Source organism: Pseudomonas sp. SMN5 (genome assembly GCF_052041925.1).
Taxonomy (GTDB): Bacteria; Pseudomonadota; Gammaproteobacteria; order Pseudomonadales; family Pseudomonadaceae; genus Aquipseudomonas.
In genome coordinates this window covers 148362-167345 of the sequence record NZ_JBKGGX010000013.1, presented here as the reverse complement: position 1 = coordinate 167345, position 18984 = coordinate 148362, and the positions used below count along the sequence as shown (strand labels likewise).

The window sequence follows — 18984 nt, the reverse complement described above, 5'->3', positions numbered from 1 at the left end:
ATGCGCTTCGGTAAAACCACTCCGATCCTGCGGATCTTCGATGAGGCCAAGGCGATGGAGTTCTACGTCGATTTCCTGGGCTTCAACGTCGACTGGCAACACCGCTTTGGCGACAACTTCCCGCTCTACCTGCAAGTGTCCCGCGGCGATTGTGTGCTGCACCTGTCCGAGCATCACGGCGATTGCACACCGGGTTCGGCGCTGCGTATCGAAACGGATGAGCTCGAAGCGTTCCAGCAGCAATTGCAGGCCAGGCAGTACCGCTACGCGCATCCGCAGATTCAGGCGATGCCCTGGGGGACCCAGGAACTGACCGTGACCGATCCGTTCGGGAACCGGTTGGTATTCATCCACACGATCAGTGCCTGAGTCCTGAACGGCCCAGGCGCTAAGGTCGCGGGATTGACTGGACGTGATCGTTGTACATCTCATAGTTCCTGGGATGGCGCTGCGTGGGAATATTTACGTTTTCGGGAATGATCCCGCTGCAGTTGAAACAGGCGATGAACGGTTCCGGTTGGGCCACACCGGTGATTTTTTCGGTGAACAGGTACGTGTCCGAAAGCACTCGCTCGGCCTGGCCCGGATAAAGCGCAACGACGTCGTTCAGTACCCGGACTTCCCCATGCGCCCCCGGCCCACCGGCGCGCACGGGGATGATGCCGTTGCAGAGTTCGATGTGTCTGGCGATGAGGTTCTGGGTATGTGGCTGGAGCTCCGACAGGGCATCGACGGTCCTGCTCAGCGTGGGTTCGCGTTTGAGCAACTCGGGATCCACTTCGAGTTTGTAGACCGGGTCGTTTTTTGTCGCACGGTAGCGTTCGGCCAGGTCGCTCAGGTATTCGTTGGTATCGCCGATCCTGTAGCTGCCGAAGTTCAGGTAGAAACTGTCGCTTTTAGCGCTGCCGTCGTAATGGGGGTCCACACCGCGATAACCCGTCGGGCCGGATTTGGGACCGGAAAGGTTGTGGTACTCGTAGAGCGCCACCGGCTTGCCATCCGGGGTATCGCCGGTCACGCCAAACGAGTGGACCACCAGGTCCTTGCGCTTTGTCTTGCTCAAGCCTGGGGGCGGACGCAAGGCCAGGTTGAGCACGGCGTTTTCTCGGTCGTCACCGGCCGTTCGCCTGGACGGCAGGGTCGAGGGCGACTGCATCATCGCCAGGGATCGGGCGTGCCCATTAGCCTCCACCCCTCTGACAACGTCATCCTTGATCCAGCCCTGATGGTCGACGAACCTGAGCGGATTGTTGGCCACCATGCCATACAGGTTCAACCCGTCGACCGCCCCCGCCGGATCGGGGCTGATCCAGCGCTGTAACCAAGGCGCGTAGTAGCGTTGCCCGTAATAGTACAGGCCGCTGGCATCGCGCTCCTTGCCTCCGTAGCGCAGGGTCCGGTAGCCGACTTCCAGCGCCGAGCGGGCGGCCAGCCACGCGGTCCCGCCATAGGGCAGGTAACTTTCCTGGCTGATCAGCCCACCTTGGTCGTCGAGCTCCAGTGCGCAGGAGCCCAGGTGGTCGCCAAGGCCGTAGCGCAGCGGGCTGGCAGCGATGCCGGACGGTCGGCCTTCGGTCCAGTGCAGGTAACGCACGGTGAACCGACCGGCTTGCAGATTGATCACTTCCAGCCGTTCGTTAGGGCGCGTGTGGATTTCCAGGCCCGGCAGGTAGCGGACCTCCCACGTGTGGGTGATGGCCTTGGCGTGGGCCGTCCGGATCTTGCGCACTCGTTGGCCGCTGCTGTCGTAGTGATAGCGCTCAACGTCGTTGGCCCCGTCTTCGCGCTGGACCAGCACCACGCTGTCGAGCTGGTTGCGGCTGTTCCAGGTCAGCGCCTGCCCAGGCTGTAGCACCTGCTGGTTGCCGTTGGCATCGAACGCCAGCGTGACGTCGATTGCCGACTGGCCTGTGTTCCAACTCGTGAGACGGTTGCTGACAGGGCTGACGTGGAACGTCCGGGTATATTGATTGCGGTCGCGGACATGGCGCAGCTCGGTCAGGTTGCCGCCGGCGTCGTAGGTGTAGTGTTCGGTGTAGTTGAACAACTGGCCGGCATCGATCGCAGTGCCGAGAATCGTCGGGGCCAGGCCTGCGGTTTCGCGCCCTGTCGCGCGGGTCAATTGGTACAGGCTGTCGTAGTTGAATGTGCCGATGGCTTCGACCCGCTGGTTGCTGCCGAAGTGCACCGCTTGGGCCTTGTCTTCGATGCGCATCACATTACCCACCGGGTCGTAGGCGTAATGCAGGTCCTGCAAGGTGCGGGCGGACAACGACGCGCTGAGGGTGGTCATTCGCCCGTTGGCCGGGTCGAACTCGGCGCGGCTGATCACTCCGTTGCCGGCAGCCTGCGATTCGAGCTGGCCGGAGGCGTTGTAGGTGAGTTGGCTGACGACGGTTGTTGCGACGCTGGCATCCCGAGGCTGGAGGCTCACGGCGCTGAGTTGACCCGCCCGATCGAAGGCGTAGTGCTGTTGATGCCGGGCCGCATCGGTTTGCTGGATGACTTGCCCGAGTGCGTCGTAACGCCAGTTCGTGGTGTGGCCGTCGCCATGTTCCAGCAGCCGGTCACGGTCCTTTTCGTCCCCAGGCCAGTCAGGGATCTCGCTGTTGGCCGGCAGGTGTCGGGTCTGGCTCAGAGGCTTGGCGCAAAGCGCGTAGCCATGGGTGAGCAAAGTGCCGGCGCTGTCGTCGTGACGGACCAGGGCACCACACAGGTTATGGGCGGCAGACGCCGGCGAACTGTCACCGTAGCGCAGGCATTCGACCGTGCGCGGCGCCTGCCCCGGCGCTTGCTCACGCAGGCTGATCGGCCGCAGCCGATTGTCGAAGGTGGTCCGCCAATGGTGTCCCCGTTGATCCCAACTGCGCACCACCTGCCCCGCATCACCCGGCAGGCTGAGGCGCCATCCGGCGTCGACACTGCTCACCCGCAGTGGTTTGCCGGACAGGCTGTAGACCGTTTGCAGGTTCGCCTCGGGAGCGTCGGCGAACAGCCGGGCGTCCCATTGCGCCACTGGCCGTCCGGCTGCGTCGTAGTGATGCCGGGTGATGCGCGCCTGGCTTTGCTCGTCTGCCTCGCGTCGGTAATAAGTCACCTGCCGCACGGGCAGGCCACGGTTGTCGATAACGTTGACCGTGGGCGTCTTGTGATGAAGGCGTGCGCTCATGCATCACCCCCGCGAGTCGACATGACCTCCTGCAAGGTGTCGTTCTCGTCTTCATCCACGCTGTACCAGGGATGGCGCGTGTGGCGGCGCAGATAGCGAAGGCCACCCTGGCTGGCGAGCAGGGTGTGGCTCAGGCGTCCGAGGGGGTCGTGGACATGCTGGTCGAAATCACCGCACTGGCGCAGGGACGCGTCGTTGATGTGACCATGATGATCTGCAAAGTAAGGCCGATAGACCCGCACTTCCAGACCCTTGCCGTTGTATTCCACCCGTTCGCTGACACGCCAGCGAACCGCTGCGAGCTGCGCCTTGGGCTTTCCATCCGCCAGGGTCAGTTCGCCTCTGGCGTCGACGACCCAGGCCATGCCCGACTCGACCCGTTGCTTGTTTTGCAGTGTTCGACCGAAGCCGTCGAAATGGGTGATGGCGACGTGAATCTGTTGTTGCCCGTCATCGGGGTAACGGTCGGCGACCAGGGTGGCGACGTGCACGGGCTCACGGGTCGCGGCCTCAAGTTCGTCTTTGAGTTTCAGGTCATCGGCGGACAGTGCCCGGCCAGTGGACAAGCGGGCTCGGGCCGAGGCGCAGATATGTCCGCCAGGAAGCAGATCCCCCCGTGCCACGCAACGGGCCAGCCAGTCGGTATCTGCCAAGGCCGCCGCCGATACGCGCCCCATCCAACTGAAGGGCGCGTAATAGTGGACTGTGGCAGCGTCCTGCAGCGCTTCCCGTTCCCGGCGGACTGCCTCGGCCGGCTGCTTGAACGAAGGGCGCTGGAACTGGGCGAGTGGTTTGAAGCCCACGGGCGTGCCGTTTTCATCGCCATAAAAAGAGCTGGCCAGTACCTGGCCGAACGCATCGAACAAGCCTTCCTGCACGTTGCCGTTGGGGTCGGTGACGCGCAGCGGCTGGAGTGAGCGGTAATCGTGGACGGCCTGGGTGGTGCAGCCATCGGGCAATCTGACGGCGGTGACCAGGCAGGCGTACGGGTCGTAGCTGATCTCGGTCACTCCCTGGCTTTGGCTCGGCTGTACGGCGTTGACCTTATAGAAGCCTGCCAGCGGCGCGTAGCTTGCGAAGTCGCTTTTGACTGACCAGAGCCTCGCGGATGAGGGCGCGGACAGGAAGTCGGTCATTCGGTGATAGCCGATCCGCTCCAGCAGTTTTCCTTTGGGGCGGACGTCTTGTGGCAGCGACTGGAACGCCGCCAGGGCGGTTTCATCCAGTTCGGCGCGTTCCAGATGATCGACCAGGGCCTGCATGTCAGCGATGCCATCGGGCAGGGTAGCTCCGCTCGACGCCTGCTTATAGCGCTGCACGGACAGCCCGGTCAGCACGCCTTGGGTGTTCCAGGCAGTGGGTGTCACGCGTTCGTCGAGCGTTTCGAACGTAATGTCCTGCGGGGCCAAACCCTCGTCTTCAGCGGCCTTGGGGCGCTGCAAGGCCAGGGTGCGCTGGCGATAGGGCAGGCCGAGCCGCCATTGCTGGGGCGTTGGCAGGTGGATGAACTCGGCGCGGGTTTCGCTCAGGTGGTAGCACTGCTGCGCGGGGTCGTGGGCGTCGCGCCACCACCGCTGTTGGTCGGCGTCGCTGAACGGTGGCGTGTCGCTGACGGTTTTTCGCCGAGCGTAACGGATATCCACGCGGCGGATTTGCACACCGTACTGGTCGTGTCGCAGGTTCAAGGTGTGCTGGCATTGCGGATCATCGGCAAAGCCTTCGTATTGATAGGTGATGGTTTCCAGCAACAGTGGCAAGATCCGGGCATGGCCGCGAGGGTTATCGGGAGGTTGCAGCAGGCGCAGCCCGTACCGGTGTTCCTGGACCGAATACAGGCGGGTGGCGTTGCGATGCTCATCGACGCCGAAAACCTCGCTGCGCAGCAAGCGGCCACACAAGGCCCGCGCCATTTCGAGGTCGGCGGTCGCACCTGGCGAGGCGATGATCCGGTCGCTCTGTGCTTCGGGCTGGTATTGGCAAAGCAGTGTCTTGCCCAGCGCCACGGCGTGCTTGTCGGCGCGGCTGTAAGCATTTCGCGGCAGATCCACCTTGCGTCCGGTGTGAAACCAGGATTTGGTCAGGCAGGTGGCGGTGAAATCCTGGGCGGCGCGATCGCCGGGGCTGGTTTGGGTATCGGTTTGCAGCAACAGACCGAAACCGCGAAATTCCCGCTCGCTGCCGTCGTAATAGCCTTGGCGATAAGTGAACGTCTGGGTCAGCTGATTGCCGCTGGTTTCGTCCAGTCCGGCCTGACTGCACACCAGATGCAGGACCAAGGGCAGGCGACAGGTGAGCAGTTTGCCGGTCGCGATTCTTTCCTGTTTCTCATCCAGCCATTCCTGCGCCGAGCTGCGGTAGCTGATGCGATAGTCGGCGCCGAGGTTATCGTGGGCACCGGTGAGCAGATAGGGTTTGGCGCTGACGAAGTCGTAGCGCCAATGTTGGCCGCTCAAGTGCGGGACGCTCAGGACCAGGCTGGAACACCCCAGCCCTCGCAGGTCGGCGATGCTCACCTGACACAAACGGTCGTAGCGCACGCCTTGCGGCCAGGGCAGCGCCACCGCGGGGGCGAAGCCGTGGCCGCAGCGGTTCATGAAAATCAGCGCATGGTCGGCTTGCAGGTAAATCAGGTCGACGGCACCGGAGCCGTCCAGGTCCGCCAGGCGGATGCGCGAGGCGTCGAAGCTTTCATGGGCCAGCCCAGGGAAGTCCAACACCCGGCCTTGGCCGAAGCGTCCACGACCGAGGTTGGGCCAGCACTTCACTTCGTCGTGACGAATGCGCACCAGGTGTTGTTGGCCGCTGCCCAGTACATCGCTGAACGCCACCAGTTCGGCAGGTGATGCCCCGAATACCGGCAAGGCGTCTTCGTGCTCCTGGCGAGGCATCTGCAGCGGTGCTGAGAAGCCGTTTTCCCGCTGGTTGGCGTAGAGGCGAATACTGCGCGGGCCGATCAGTGCCAGGTCGCCGAGCCCGTTGCCCATCAGGTCGGCCAGTTGCCCTTGCGGACTGAAAAACTCTGGCGCAAAGGCGTTGAACGTGGCGAAATCCGACCAGTTTCGATCGGCGCCGAGGGAGAAAAAACCGCTTACCTGCGGTTGGGCGACAAGCCAGTCCAGGCGACCGTCGCCGGTGAGGTCGCTCAGTACTTGCAGCATCGGCGTTGTCGTGTCGGTAACGGGGATATGGGGGAGCGCTCGCCACGGCCCGTAACTCACCTCGTCGCTGTCGATCCCGGCGCGTACGGGTTCGCGGTAATGCCAACCCTGGTCGGAGCGATGGAGCACCCCCGGCAGGCCTTCGCCGTACAGGTCCACCAGTTGATAGGCATGGCCGTCGTTGAGCCCCGGCAGGTCCTGACAACGACGCCAGGCGCTGGGGTCGGGTGCGAGCTTGAACGGGCTGTAGCTGAACTCTAACGGAGGACGCTGCTCAGCGGTTTCACCCGCGGCGAATGCCTGCTCGTGGGCGGCGCTCAAGTGCTGATAACCCAGCGGCGTCTGGCGATAGTCAAGCAACAGCCGTCGCACCAGGACGGGGTCTTCGCCCAGTTCATCGGGGAAGCGGTGGAACATCAGGACCTGGCGGCACAGGCGTTCGGTGCGCACTTCGAACCCGTAGGCGAAGCTGGAGAATGGGTCACTACGGACCGGCCATTGCTGGCCCTCATACGGCGGCTTTTCCGTATAGGCGGTGGTTCGTTCACCGTAGTCGAACACCAGTTCGAAGTGCCATTGCACGGACGCGAGCCGCTGCGCTGTCCATGCGTACAAGTGTGTGTCGGCCTTGAAATTGCCGTAGCTGACGCGGCTCAAGTAGCGTTGGGCCGTGGCGTCTGTCTGGTATTGATAGAGGATATGTTCACCGTGGGCGTTCAGGCTTTCCTCCAGCAACCATTCGCCGACCCGGCTCGTATCCTCGGGATCGACGCGCCGCGAAGCCGGGCTCTTTCCAAACAGGTGGAGACTGCCATCGGCGCCGTGCACCAGCCAGAAGCCCGGCGTATCGCCTGGCGCGGCCCAATGCTCGATCCGGTCGAAACGGCTTTCGGTCCGGGGAAAATAGCGGGCGACGGAGTAGGCCGTACCCAGCGCCAGTTCGTTGTAGTGCTCGACGCGGGTCCAGACGATGGCCTCTTGCGCATCGCGCTCGGGCAGCCACATCACCCCGTTGGGGCCGATGATTTCATCATCTTCCTCGTAGGCCGGTACCCCGTGGCTGGTGCGGCGCGCCACGCTGGGCAGTGACAACCCCCAGCCAATGCCGAATACACCATTGCCGAGCGTACTGGCGTAGTTCAGGGACAGGGATGGCGCAAAGCCGCGCCCCGGCGAAATGGGCAAGGCCATTTCATAGACAGCCGTGCCGTGGGCGCCCACGGGGCTCCATCCTTTGCCGATGCTTTGAATGGCGCCGCCGCCCTTGGGCAGGGAGGGTGCGGTGACCGGCACCGCGGACTGCTCGCTCATTGCGCACCTCCGCCGACCCTGGCCGTGTAGCTTATGTGCACGATGACGTCGGTCAGCGATTCAAGCAGTGCCTTTTGGGCCTCGGGGTTGGGGAAGGTCAGTTGCCATTGGGAAATGGCGCCGGTGTATTCGAACGGCAGGTAGCGCTCGTCGTTGAAGCTCAGGGTGAACAGACCGTTGTCGTCGATCCCGGTCGACAGGGCGATCTGCTGGTTGGCGCGCCGGCTTTGCATGACATGGTCCTGATTGCCCGCGGACAGGAACACCGTGCTGGCGGTCTGGGTCAGCGTGGCCCGAATGTTCTCGTATGGACCGACGACGACCGGCAGGGTCACGCTGATGGTCTTGAGGCGCCGCAGGTAGTGTTGCTGGCCCTGGTAATCGTCTTCGAACAATTGAAGGGGCAGTTCGAAGGCACAGCTGCCTTTTTTCAGGTCGTCCAGCATCTGTGGCCACGCTTTGTTCAGGTGGCTGGCCGGGGTTTTGTCCTTCAGGTGTCGCAGCGATATCGTCTTGCGGATCTCCAGCTCACGCTCATGACGTTGCAGGTATCCGGCGTGCATGTTCAGCAGGTTGAGCTTCAGCGCCTCACCGGCGCCGAGCCCTCGATAGGTTGTATGCCAGGCACCGGGTTGAATGAAGCGGCTGGTGAAATCGGCGGTTTCATATTGCCAACAGGCTTCGGCGGCCAGGCACAGGCTCAATGTCGCGTCGTAGGCCTGGCGATACAGCGTGGCCAGTTGGCTGTTGAGCCACTGATACAGTTGCGCCTTGGTAAAGCGTTTGCTGAGCAGGTCGTAGTTGGCCTTGGCTTGACCCAGGGTCGATTCCGCCAGGCGCAATTGCACACGGGTGGCGGTTTGCTGTTCGGTGGATAGCGCCAGTTGGGCATCCAACTGCTCCAATTCCAACTGGGACTGGTCGTACGCCTGGCGCCATTCATCCCAACGACGGTTGAACGAGGCCATACGGTCGCAGTGGTCCGCTGTCGTACGGGCGAGGATGGCTGCGCTGTGGGCAGCCGCGGAAGCCGCGAGCGTCGGCCCTTCCCAGCGGCTGCCGCCGTTGGCGAGGCCAAAGATGTTGGGGAGCGTCATCATTGCGCCTGCGGCTATCTGGCAAGTGATTGCCGCGAGCTCAGCACCGCCGCTGGCCAGGTAGAAATGGGTGGCATGTTCTTCAGAGTTGTTCAGGTTCTCCTCCATTAGTTTTCTGTAATAGAGGGCTCGGTTCTGAACGATCGCTTTAGTGGCCTCAAGCGCCTGACGGCTTCGATTGTCGATGTTCAAGGCCTGACGTTGCAGGTCGGTGGAGAGTTTGGCCAGGTCCCAGGCTTGCTGCTGCTGCAAGGCCAGCAACTGAGCTTCTTCTTTGCGCTCGATCAGCGACAGCAGCAGGGTGCCCAACTGGCTGAGGCTGTCCACGGCCTGTTGGGCATGGTCGTGCATGACGGCGAAGCGATAGTGGGGAATGGCAACGCTCGGCAGGCCTGCGGACGGGCGATCCGAAAGGCTCAAGACGCTGGCGCTGGAGACGGCGCGAGGGTCCGGTGGCGCCGCAAAGGCCGGTAGATGCAGTGGCTTGCCGGCCATGTCGAGGTTATGCCGCAGGTTGTACAGGCGGCTCTCGGCCGTGTCCCAGCATTTGAGCAGCTGCGGATGGAACGGCAGATGCAAGTACGGGCTATCGATACCCGGCAGGGTCGAAGGCGTGTCGCCTTCACGGAGGATCAAGGCGCGCCTGTCGGCCCGGCGAGCCACCGAGTACTCGAAGGAGCGCAGGTCATCGTCGGGAGTCTCGACCAACGTCTGCAGGGTGAGGTCCGTCCAGGGAGCGACCGGCCGAACGTCCGGGCGCGGGCCCAGCAAGTCGAGCACACGCACATACCATAGCTTTGCTTCACTGAGACGGTCGGGCGTCATGGCGCGGTACGCGGCATCGCCACGGTTGATCAGAATGTCGAGATACAGAAAGTACAACGCCTTGCACAAATGCACGGGATGACTGAGGGCGATCTGGTACGGGTCATGGGGCGCCTGGTTGGCGTACGCCGCTACGCTGCGATCGACCAGCCGGACGCTGCGCCAGCATTCGTTAGTGTTGCGACCCGGATCGAAGGTATAGCGCAGCCAGCGCTCGGCCTCTTCGTATTGCTGCTCGGCGTTCAAGCGATGGGCCACCAGCCACGGTACATGAAGGAACAGTTCGGTGAAGTACCGGCCATAAGCGCCATGAAAATCCATCGCGTTGCTCAAGTCGCCGGGAATCGGAGGCTCCTGCAGGTGTTGGGTGCTCCAGTCGAACAATTCATCCAGGCCGTTCTCGGTGCGCCGGATCAATTCGGCGGCGAATACGGTGTTCAAGCGGATCGGCGGACGGCGCCGGCTGGAAGCGTCACTGGTCCGGATGGCGCAATGGGTGAAATCGATGAACTGGCCGGTTCCCAGGCCGGATGTCGTGACCTGGGTAATGTCCGGAGGCTGCTGGCGCTTTACGGGTTGCTCCAACGTGACGGCCCTGAGCACGGAATAGAGCTTTCTGGCCGGCTCGAGGGGATGCACGAACGCTACCCCGAGAAGGACGACGGTGCCGTCCGCGCCCGGATCCGTTCCGGGCCATTCGAAATCGAAGGACGGCGGCAACTGCTCCGCAGGTTGGGATTCGGCCACGACGCTCAGGTCTGCGTAGGTCAGCGGCCGGTTTGCTGGGGCGGAGGGTTGCCGGAAGACGACGTATTGCTTGTCCAGCGGCTCATCGCAGAGAACGCCGACGCGCTCCACGGTAAGCGGTCCTGCGTTCTCTGTCTTAAGGGTGATGGTTTCCGACCCGGTGGCGGAAGCGCTTCGATTGTTCTGCCGGCTCGACTTGATCAGTTGTCTGACGGCCTGCGTGGAAATGAATTTTCCTACCAGGCTGGTCTGGCTCGACAGCGTGATGCCGGGTGAGTGTTCACTGTCTCTCAATGCATCGGGCGTGTGCGTGAAGGACAACAGGAAGTGGCGGTCGAGTGTGACGGAAGTTTTGCCGAGGCTAAAGCTCGAACCCTCCAGAAGCCGCATGTATGCAGTTTGCGGCAGGCTTTGGGCGGCAAACACCAGATTCATCTGCAGGCGAGGTTCACCGCTGAAGGCGTTTGCCACGCGCAAGCGCATCACAGTGCGCGGTAGATACTCCATGGCCCCTGCACCGGTGATGCCGATGTTAACCGCCATGTGCAACATCAGTGTGGATTTATGCCTGGAGTAACTGAGTTTGATGCGGTCACGGTAGGACCTTTCGAAGTCCGAAAGGGTAGAGGGCATGTTGCCGGGCAGGGCGGCTTCTGTGACTTCGAGGTCTATGGAGGTTGTGGCTTGGATACGCTGTGCGGCGGCGCTCAGCAGGTCCTTTTCGTTGGCAGCATCCGTTGAGCGACCCGGTTCAAGGCTCAGGTGCTTGTCGATGTACATCGTCTTGCTGAATACGCGACGGCCGTCGTTGGCGAGGTCTGACGCTGCCGGGGACTCATGAGCCTGTAAGGCGAGAAACAGCGAGTCATGCGAGCCTTGGCGAAAATGCACGACGACCGTGGCGAGCAACGTCTTGATCGCCGTAAGGTCCTTGCCGCCCAACGCCCCGTCTGTGCAATAGCCCTGCAAGGCCACTCGCGGTGTACTCCAGGTTCCATCGTGTTTTTTGAAGCAGTAGCTCAGCCGCAACAGTGGGTGGTGCGTGCTCGTTGCCGTTGTATCGTCCTGCGAAGAAGCGTTGGAAGGCGGCGGGTCCTGATGGATGCATTCCGCCCAAGTGACGAACAGGCGATTGTTGAACCAGACCGGTCGCACCGAGTGCTCGGGCGCGTTCTCGGGGATGGGGACGTCGGCTTTTTCCCAGTCCGTCCAGGCGTATGGATCGGGCTGGTCCAGCTTAGGCGCGACAGCCGGCGGCTGTGGCGGTATGCCAGCGAGGGGGCGATGCGCCATGTTCAGCGAACGCCAGAAGTAGCTGTTTTCGGTGCGGGACTTGGCGATGAAATAGTACGTGCTGTTGGCGAAGTCCTCGCCGTCGATGTACCCATTGAGGATGTTCAGGTTGGCGACTTCTTCGAAGCGGGTCAGGTACCCCATGACCGCCGACTGGACGGCGTCGGATTGGATCTGATTCTGGTTGAGCGTGTTTTCCAGCTGTTGGAAGTTGGCGCTTTTATGGGCCCTGAGGGTCGGGTCGAGGTACATCGCAGGGAAATGGATCAACTGCTGATAGGCGGCCCAGGTCGGGTACTGGTGCAACTCGTCGCGCCAGGTTTGTCGAAGCTCGGCGGTGATGCTGATGGGCGCGTAGCCGGGCTCCAGGTTCATCAGGATGCGATTGATGTACTGCTGCAAACTGGCAATGGCGCAGGCCACCGGCGTGGTGGGGACGTCCTGGCTGACCAACACGTCCAGCAGCCAGTATTCGTAGAGTTGCCGGGCCGTCTTCGGCATATGGGGCCGGGTCGCGGCCTGGTCGGGCACGACCTTGTTCAGGTAGAGCGCCAGCAGTGCGTCGCGCAGGCTTTCATCGAGCTGCTTCTTTATGGCTAGGGTCATATTCGTTCCTTGAAAAGGGCAGGACCACCGTCAATGGCAGGCCGCGATCAGCGCTTGGCCGACGATTTTCCACTCCGGTGCGGGGCTTTCGCTGGTCAGTGCACTTGCCTTGAGCAGCAGGTCGGCCGACAGGCCCGTGCTGGCGCAGCAGGCCTGGCAACGCATGACCCAGTCCAGCGCTTGCATCGATTGCGCGCGGCCTGGCGCCAACTGCGCTGTCAGGCGACTGACGTCTTCGGTAGTCCAGCCCAACAGCTTGGCCAACAGCGGGTTGGCCTGTTTGTCCGAGTTCGGCCCTTCCTGATTGGCCACGCTCAGGTAGTGCAGCAGGTTCTCTTGCGATTGCGCTTGATGGCGGGCGCAGTGGCTGAAACGTTCGAGCAGATACAGCGTGTGCGGGGTGAGCCGTCCAGTGATATCCGGGGCCAGCCAGGTCGGGTTTTCCATCAGGACGTTCAGCGTGTTGCTGCTCAAGTGCAGAGGCTGACAGGCCTTGGCGGCGTGAAGAACGGTTGCCAGTTGCGGGGGCATGACACCCGGTGAAGCCTTGATGGCGGCGACGAGCGCCGGTGCATCGGTGGCGGCCATCTGCAACACGCCCGGGACGTATTCGGGCCCGAGGTCTGCGATGTCGTGCAGCAGTGTTTCGATCAGGTGCCGAGGGTCGGTGTTGGCGTCCGCTTGGAGTTGCGTCAGGTGTCTTTCCAGCTTTTGATCGAGCGGTAGAGGCGTGGCGGGGACATCGAACAGGCGACACCAGCGCAGCACATCGAGCTGGTTCTGCCTGAGCCAGTCGACGGCCCAGTCCAGGGCCATCAGCACGTCGAGAATGTCCGGGTCCGAGGATTGCGCAGCTTGTAGCTGGCCTGTCACCAGCACCTTGCAGAACGCCTCCCCGCCCAGCAACCGCGCCAGTTCGGTGCATTCGAGGGGCGACAGCCCCAGCATCCGGGCGATGCGCGCCTGGCGGTACAGCGAAGACACCGTCGGCAGGTCGTGCTCCGGCGACAGTAGGTATCGTTCGCTCTGGCGCACCAGTAACAGCAACGAGTCCTCGGTCATGGGCAGTCCGAGCCCGGCACTCAGGTAGCTGAGGGTTTGCAATTGCGTGGCGGTCAGAAGCTTATTGGGCAACTGCCATACCGAGTGTTCGAACAAACCGGTGCGATTGAACACTTGATCGAACAACGGTACCCGGCCCCCGCACGCCTCGATCGGCATGTCATGCAGCAGTGAGGCGAACTCCTCGGCCGCGATGCCGTGGCGCTGGTTCAGGTACCGATAGACGCCCAGGGCACGCAAGGTGTTGGCGGTGAGCGTGTGAGTTCTTTCGGCGCGTTGGGTATTGAAGATCAGTGTGTCCAGCTCAGAGATGGGGATGCCGGTCCAGCGCTGCAGGCGGATCATGCGCTGGGCTCGGTCGAAACGTTCAATGGAGTGATGAATGAGAACCTGCTGCCCCCTTTGGGTGTCGATGCCCAGGGCCGGGCTCGACCCCGTGCCGTTGATATAGCTGGCGCCATACACGGTCTGGGTGGAATCGGGACTGTTGATCGAGGTCCGGGGGCTGTGGCTGTTTTGCGCCAGCAGTTGTTCCACCTGCTCCGTCGTCAGGCCGGTTCGCTCTTTGAAAAAATCGAGCTGGACCAGGCGGCTGATGTCCTGGGTGCCATAGCTTCGCTTCAGTGCCTCGGGCCTGGCGCTGGAGGCGTCGGGAGCGAGGAGCAAGTCCTGTTGCGCCGGGCTGAGCCCGGACAGCAATTTCTGAGCGTCACGATGAGACGTCGTGACGCTCCCGTAGGTTGAATGGCCTGGTGAAAACGGCAGTTGCAGGCTGATCCGATAATTCAGCTCCCCCAGGGCGGGCTTGCCTGCGCCCAGCCCGAGCAGGCATTGCTGGTGATGCAGGTCATAGGGCAGCGAGAAAGGGTAGTGTTCGCGAGCGAGCAACTGCTGGGCGGTCCGACCTTCGCCGGCCTGGGTCAGGTGCGCCTCGATGTTGCTGCGCAGGGTGTCGTTGACGATGTCGAGCATGGGACGCGTGGCGAAGGCACTGTGTCGATCCAGCTTCAGGTTCTTGAGGTCCGGGCGACGTTCTTCCAGGGTAATCCTGGCAGATGAGGCGGGAGCCGGTAGTTGCTCCAATTGCCTGGCAAACAGATACAGGGCACGTAGATACGCCACGGGTGAGTCGATTGCCGCGAGATCGCCTTCGCTGCAGAACTGATCCCAGTTTTCGGCGAAAAGTGCCTGATAGCCGGCGGATGCGACTGTCGAATCCGACCCCAGGCTGCGCCGGACACGCCTCTGGGCTTGCTGCCCGGCCGAAACGCGATGCTCCTGATACAGGCGACCGATTTGCCGGGCATAGCTCGCCGCACGGTCATAGGCCAGCCCGGCATCCGCGTCGCTGTACTTGGCCAGTTCAAGGGCGAACGGCGCCTTGCCCATGCGCACGATATCGAAAACCGACGCCAGCCCCATCCGCTGCATGGCGGTTTCGAAGCGGGCTTTCGCGGTGTCGTTGTCGTCGGCAAAGGCGACGAGCCTGTGCAGCAGCGAGTCATTGCTTGCGTCCATGTGACGCTCTCTCCTATTCGAGCGGAATGTCCTTATCCAGGAGAAAACCGTACAGGAGCGCGCAAAAAAAAACGGTAGGACCGGGGCTGGGGGATATGTACGAAAGGGCGATTCAAAGGTGGGGCGAATGGAAAACCGCTGTGGGCAACCAGTGTCGAAGTGACTGGCCCACCGCTATCGCGAGCAGGCTCGCTCCCACAAGGGATCTGCGGCCAGTAGCATGTTCGTGTGCCACCCCAGGACCCTGTGGGAGCGAGCCTGCTCGCGATAGCGTCGGATCAGCCAACATTGAAGTGGACTGACCCACCGCCTTCGCGAGCAAGCCCGCTCCCACGGTGGGTGGCACAATCGAGTAGGCCTCGCAGGTGTGAGGCCTCGGGGTGGTCATCAGACGCGGAAGTGGCTCACCATCATCTGCAATTGATTGCCCAACCGCGCCAGTTCAACGCTGGAGGCGGCGGTTTCGTCGCTGGCGGCGGCGGTCTGTTCGGAGACGTCGCGCACGTTGATGATGCTGCGGCTGATTTCCTCGGCCACGGCGCTTTGCTGCTCGGCCGCGGCGGCGATCTGCTGGTTCATCGACTGGATGTTCGACACCGTTCGGGTGATGTTTTCCAGGGATGCGCCGGCCTTGCGGGTCAGGGCCACGCTGCTGTCGGTGAGGCTGCGGCTGTTGTTCATCACGGCGGCCACTTGCTGGGTACCGTTCTGCAGGCCGGCCACCAGGCCTTCGATCTCTTCGGTGGACTTCTGCGTGCGCTGGGCCAGGCCGCGGACTTCGTCGGCGACCACGGCGAAACCACGCCCGGCTTCACCGGCACGTGCCGCTTCGATCGCTGCGTTGAGTGCCAGTAGGTTGGTCTGTTCGGCCACGGCCTTGATCACGTCCATGACGCTGCCGATCTTGTCGCTTTCCTGCTGCAATACAGTCATGGCGTCGGTGGAGCGCACCACTTCGCTGGCCAGGCGCTCGATCTGGGCGATGGCTTCGTTGACCACCTGATCGCCCGCACGGGCCTCGCCGTCTGCGGCGGCCGCGGCCTGGGAGGCTTCTTCGGCGTTGCGGGCAACTTCCTGCACAGTGGCGGTCATCTCGTGCATGGCGGTTGCCACCTGATCGGTCTCGACCTTCTGGCTGTTGACGCCGGCGCTGGTCTGCTCGGTGACGGCGGACAACTCCTCGGCGGCGCTGGCGATCTGGGTCACACCATCGCGGATGCCGCTGATCAAGTCGCGCAGGGTCACGCCCATGCGCGCGATGCCTTGTTGCAGGACGCCCAGTTCATCGCGACGGGTCACGATGACATTCTGGGACAGATCGCCGCCGGCAATGCGCTCGACCACAGCCAGGGTGTCGCGCAGCGGGCCGGTGATCTGGCGGGTGATGATGACGGCGGCCACGATACCGACCAGCAAGGCGAGCAATGTACTGATCAGTTGCAGGGTCCGGGCCTGGGCGCTTTCAGCGTCGCGGCGGTCGAGTTGAATCTGGTACAGCTGTTCGCTCAGGGTCACGATGGCGGCGCCCTGGTCGGTCATCTCCTTGCGCGCCTGCACCGCATCGGCCGTGGCCAGCTTAAAGGCTTGCAAGGCACTGCGGTATTGGATCAGGGCACTTTCCAACTGGCGCAGCTCGTCCTGGCGAGTGCTGGAGAAATGTTCGTTCAGCGGCTTGAGCGAAGCGATCGCGGCGTCCAGCTGGGCGACCGCCTTGCGTTCAGTGTCGGCGTTACTGTTGGCGGTGTAGCCGCGAACCTCATAGCGGGCCAGCATGAATTCCTGCTTGGCCTGGGTGATGGCCTGGAACTGTTCGAAGCGCTCGTCGCTCAGCGCCATTTGCTTCACGTCGTTGTTGATCGTTTCGATCAGCTTGTAGGCGATCTCCGCGTTCGCGCCCATGGCGTCACGCGCTGTGTTGCCGGTGCGATAGGCACTGCGCATTTTATTCAAGGACACTTGGTAAGCGCTGATGACCGCGCTCTGCTCCTTGAGCAGCTTGAGGTTCTCAGGGCTTTTGAACGTGCTGAGCAGCTTGTTCTGTTGTGCAACGAAACCATCGAGGGTGGTTTGCACGTTCTGCGCGGCGGTCTCGTCGCCATTGGTCAGCATGTATTGCAGGCGCGTGACGCGAAGCTTGGTCAGGCCGGCGTTGAGCTGGGTGATGTCGCTCATCCAGTTGCTGCGGTTGATCAGCCCGCCCAGGCTGGTCCAGCTGGTGAAGGCCAGCAGGCAGGTCAGGACCAGCACCAGGCCGAAGCCCAGGCCCAATTTCATGTTGACGCTTATGTTGCCGAACCAGCTGTTCATTCAATTCCTCCAGGAACGTTGTGCTGCTTGTCGTCGGTTGGCTGGAAGATTGTTGTTTTTAAGAACCAGCAGAAATGTGTAACAGGCCTGTATCGGCCGCCGACCCTGGATCTGAAAGATTTTTTCGCGATGTTCACCTGTCGCGGAATGTTCGCGGGCATGCGCCAAGCTTTTTTCACATTGGTCTCACTGCTTGCCTACGTCGCCCTTTCCGCTGTTGCGTGGAGACCACCCATACGCCGGCAAAATCAAGCACAAAAAAAAAGCCCGCGGGAGCGCGGGCTAAACCTTAGTTTCTTGAATGAGCGAGGGGACTTTACCGAATCGCTCGGGGGCGTGGGGTGAAGAAAAGTTCATGAGGCACCCTCCCTCTTGTTGCGTTGAGTGGATGGCCTGGGGGCTGCTGCGCAGCCCAGCGGGAGCAAGCTCCCTCGCCACGGGTTTATTGCTGCCGAAAGATTCCTCTCGGGCATGCCCAGATCATTGGGCGCAATTGTGAAGGGCTGACTACACTGCGATGGCCTTCGTCGTTTATCCACGGGTCGCGGATCCAGAATGGCATCCGGAAAAATCGATAAGGAGCGTCGATGTCATATTTTTTCATTTGCGATCGGGCGCACCTCAGTCGCTCAGAAAAAAACTGACGCCGCATATGTTGGCGCACAGAGTCTGCCCGGCGTGCGGCAGCAAGCTGAAGGCCACCTTTAGGCGGGCGACGTATGTCTCGGATCATCCGGTACTCAAATCGGAATACCATCCGCGAGCGAAAGTGCCGATTACCCGTCTTTTTGGGAGGCAAGACCGAAGCGGCTCCGCAACCACCTCTGCGCCCGTGATCACGCAGCCTACCGTTGCCGTTCCGTCCTTTTCCCCGCCACCTTCGCCGGTCGCTTCTTTCGGTTCTTCGTTCTCTCCTCCGACGTCTCCGTTCTCTTCTCAGTCGCTACCGGGGTCACCGGTCCCGGTCCCCACGTTTACCAACCCCTCTTCGTCCGTACCTACGCTCGAACAGAAAGTCTCGGCCAGCGATGCCTACGACGAGTTCAGCGCCTCATTGCACCAGGGAAACCTCACGGTGGTGGAAGCGCAGTCGCAAGCGCGGATGTATCAGAAGCTCCACGAAGCCAATTACCTTTTTCTCGCCAGGGATGGACAGTTCAAGGCTTATCGAGCCAATACCGGTAGCTTCTGCGATGACGAAACAGTTCCTGAGCCGGGCTTGGCAAAGTCGAGAGCCGTCATCGGCAACCGGCAGGGGCGCCAGGTTGTTATAGGGCGAGAGGAGATTTGTTATGCGGATGGCGCTCTGTATTTCCAGAAAGGCAACATCACCTATCCTGACTATTACGTGAAGCTGGACAACCGGGTTTTCGCCATAGAATTGAAGACCCCTCGCTGCTCGAAACTCTCCACCTTCCTGTCCGACTACTTCATGCAACAGCGCAAATTCCCTGACTCGCGAAGCGTGAAAGAGGAGCTCGATTATCGTCGGGGAATTATCGACGGGTCAGTCGATCAGGTGATCCTGTTCGACCTCAGTAACATCACTCAAGGAGACCCACTGAAGGATGTCTACAATTTCGTCAAAAGCTCACTGGCGTATCAGGCGTGGTTCAGCAAAAACATAAACAGGTTTATCTTCGCTGGCGACCGGGAAGCCGTCATCGAGTTCAAGCCGGTGCTGTATTCAGAAATAGAAAGTGCAGTGAAGCTACACGGGAAAAAAGACGGACGGGTGGTGTTGGGGAGCGGTAGACAAGTCGGGCTTAGTGCATTTTTTTCCAGCACATCCAAATAGTGAGGCAGGTTGCATCCTTCGGCTGCCGCAAGGTGCTTGTTTCTGAGAGCGCGCAGGATTTTTGTGATGAAATGGATTTCGCCGCGTAAGCCG

General features: G+C 61.9%; 7 protein-coding genes and 1 pseudogene. 2 read left to right on the top strand and 6 right to left on the bottom strand.

Going from position 1 to position 18984, the window contains the following annotated elements; genetic code table 11:
- Positions 1–369, top strand: a complete 369-nt coding sequence (locus ACLEJR_RS15330) for a glyoxalase superfamily protein (protein WP_440793585.1) — start codon at positions 1–3, stop codon at positions 367–369.
- 19 nt (positions 370–388) lie between these two features.
- Here the strand turns inward: ACLEJR_RS15330 and ACLEJR_RS15325 are convergent, their stop codons facing one another.
- The 6 genes and pseudogenes from ACLEJR_RS15325 to ACLEJR_RS15300 form a co-directional block, all read right to left on the bottom strand.
- Positions 389–3169, bottom strand: coding sequence for an RHS repeat-associated core domain-containing protein (locus ACLEJR_RS15325; RefSeq protein WP_440814852.1), 2781 nt, complete (start codon positions 3167–3169; stop codon positions 389–391).
- Positions 3166–7638 (bottom strand): SpvB/TcaC N-terminal domain-containing protein, encoded by a 4473-nt coding sequence (locus tag ACLEJR_RS15320; protein WP_440814851.1) that lies wholly within the window; start codon positions 7636–7638, stop codon positions 3166–3168. Before ACLEJR_RS15320 ends, ACLEJR_RS15325 begins: the two co-directional genes overlap by 4 nt.
- Positions 7635–12206 carry a neuraminidase-like domain-containing protein gene (locus tag ACLEJR_RS15315; protein ID WP_440814849.1) on the bottom strand — a complete coding sequence of 1524 codons (4572 nt, stop codon included), beginning with the start codon at positions 12204–12206 and terminating at the stop codon, positions 7635–7637. The genes ACLEJR_RS15320 and ACLEJR_RS15315 overlap by 4 nt, the downstream gene beginning before the upstream one ends.
- 30 nt (positions 12207–12236) lie before the next feature.
- On the bottom strand, positions 12237–14786 hold the full coding sequence (locus ACLEJR_RS15310) for a Tc toxin subunit A (protein WP_440814848.1): 2550 nt from the start codon (positions 14784–14786) through the stop codon (positions 12237–12239).
- A gap of 387 nt (positions 14787–15173) precedes the next feature.
- Positions 15174–15878, bottom strand: a complete 705-nt coding sequence (locus ACLEJR_RS15305; protein ID WP_440814878.1) for a methyl-accepting chemotaxis protein — start codon at positions 15876–15878, stop codon at positions 15174–15176.
- 201 nt (positions 15879–16079) lie between these two features.
- Positions 16080–16958 (bottom strand): annotated as a pseudogene (locus ACLEJR_RS15300) (methyl-accepting chemotaxis protein); the annotation flags it as partial.
- 652 nt (positions 16959–17610) lie between these two features.
- Between ACLEJR_RS15300 and ACLEJR_RS15295 the strand changes: the two are divergent.
- Positions 17611–18891 carry a hypothetical protein gene (locus ACLEJR_RS15295; protein ID WP_440814846.1) on the top strand — a complete coding sequence of 427 codons (1281 nt, stop codon included), beginning with the start codon at positions 17611–17613 and terminating at the stop codon, positions 18889–18891.
- The last annotated feature ends 93 nt before the right edge of the window (positions 18892–18984 follow it).

What these genes read in the sequence shown, in the direction of transcription:
- ACLEJR_RS15305 (WP_440814878.1), bottom strand. Translation starts at nt 15,878, where the DNA reads ATGACCGCCACTGTGCAGGAAGTTGCCCGCAACGCCGAAGAAGCCTCC.
- ACLEJR_RS15330 (WP_440793585.1), top strand. Translation starts at nt 1, where the DNA reads ATGCGCTTCGGTAAAACCACTCCGATCCTGCGGATCTTCGATGAGGCC.
- ACLEJR_RS15310 (WP_440814848.1), bottom strand. Translation starts at nt 14,786, where the DNA reads ATGGACGCAAGCAATGACTCGCTGCTGCACAGGCTCGTCGCCTTTGCC.
- ACLEJR_RS15320 (WP_440814851.1), bottom strand. Translation starts at nt 7,638, where the DNA reads ATGAGCGAGCAGTCCGCGGTGCCGGTCACCGCACCCTCCCTGCCCAAG.
- ACLEJR_RS15315 (WP_440814849.1), bottom strand. Translation starts at nt 12,206, where the DNA reads ATGACCCTAGCCATAAAGAAGCAGCTCGATGAAAGCCTGCGCGACGCA.
- ACLEJR_RS15295 (WP_440814846.1), top strand. Translation starts at nt 17,611, where the DNA reads ATGGCCTTCGTCGTTTATCCACGGGTCGCGGATCCAGAATGGCATCCG.
- ACLEJR_RS15325 (WP_440814852.1), bottom strand. Translation starts at nt 3,169, where the DNA reads ATGAGCGCACGCCTTCATCACAAGACGCCCACGGTCAACGTTATCGAC.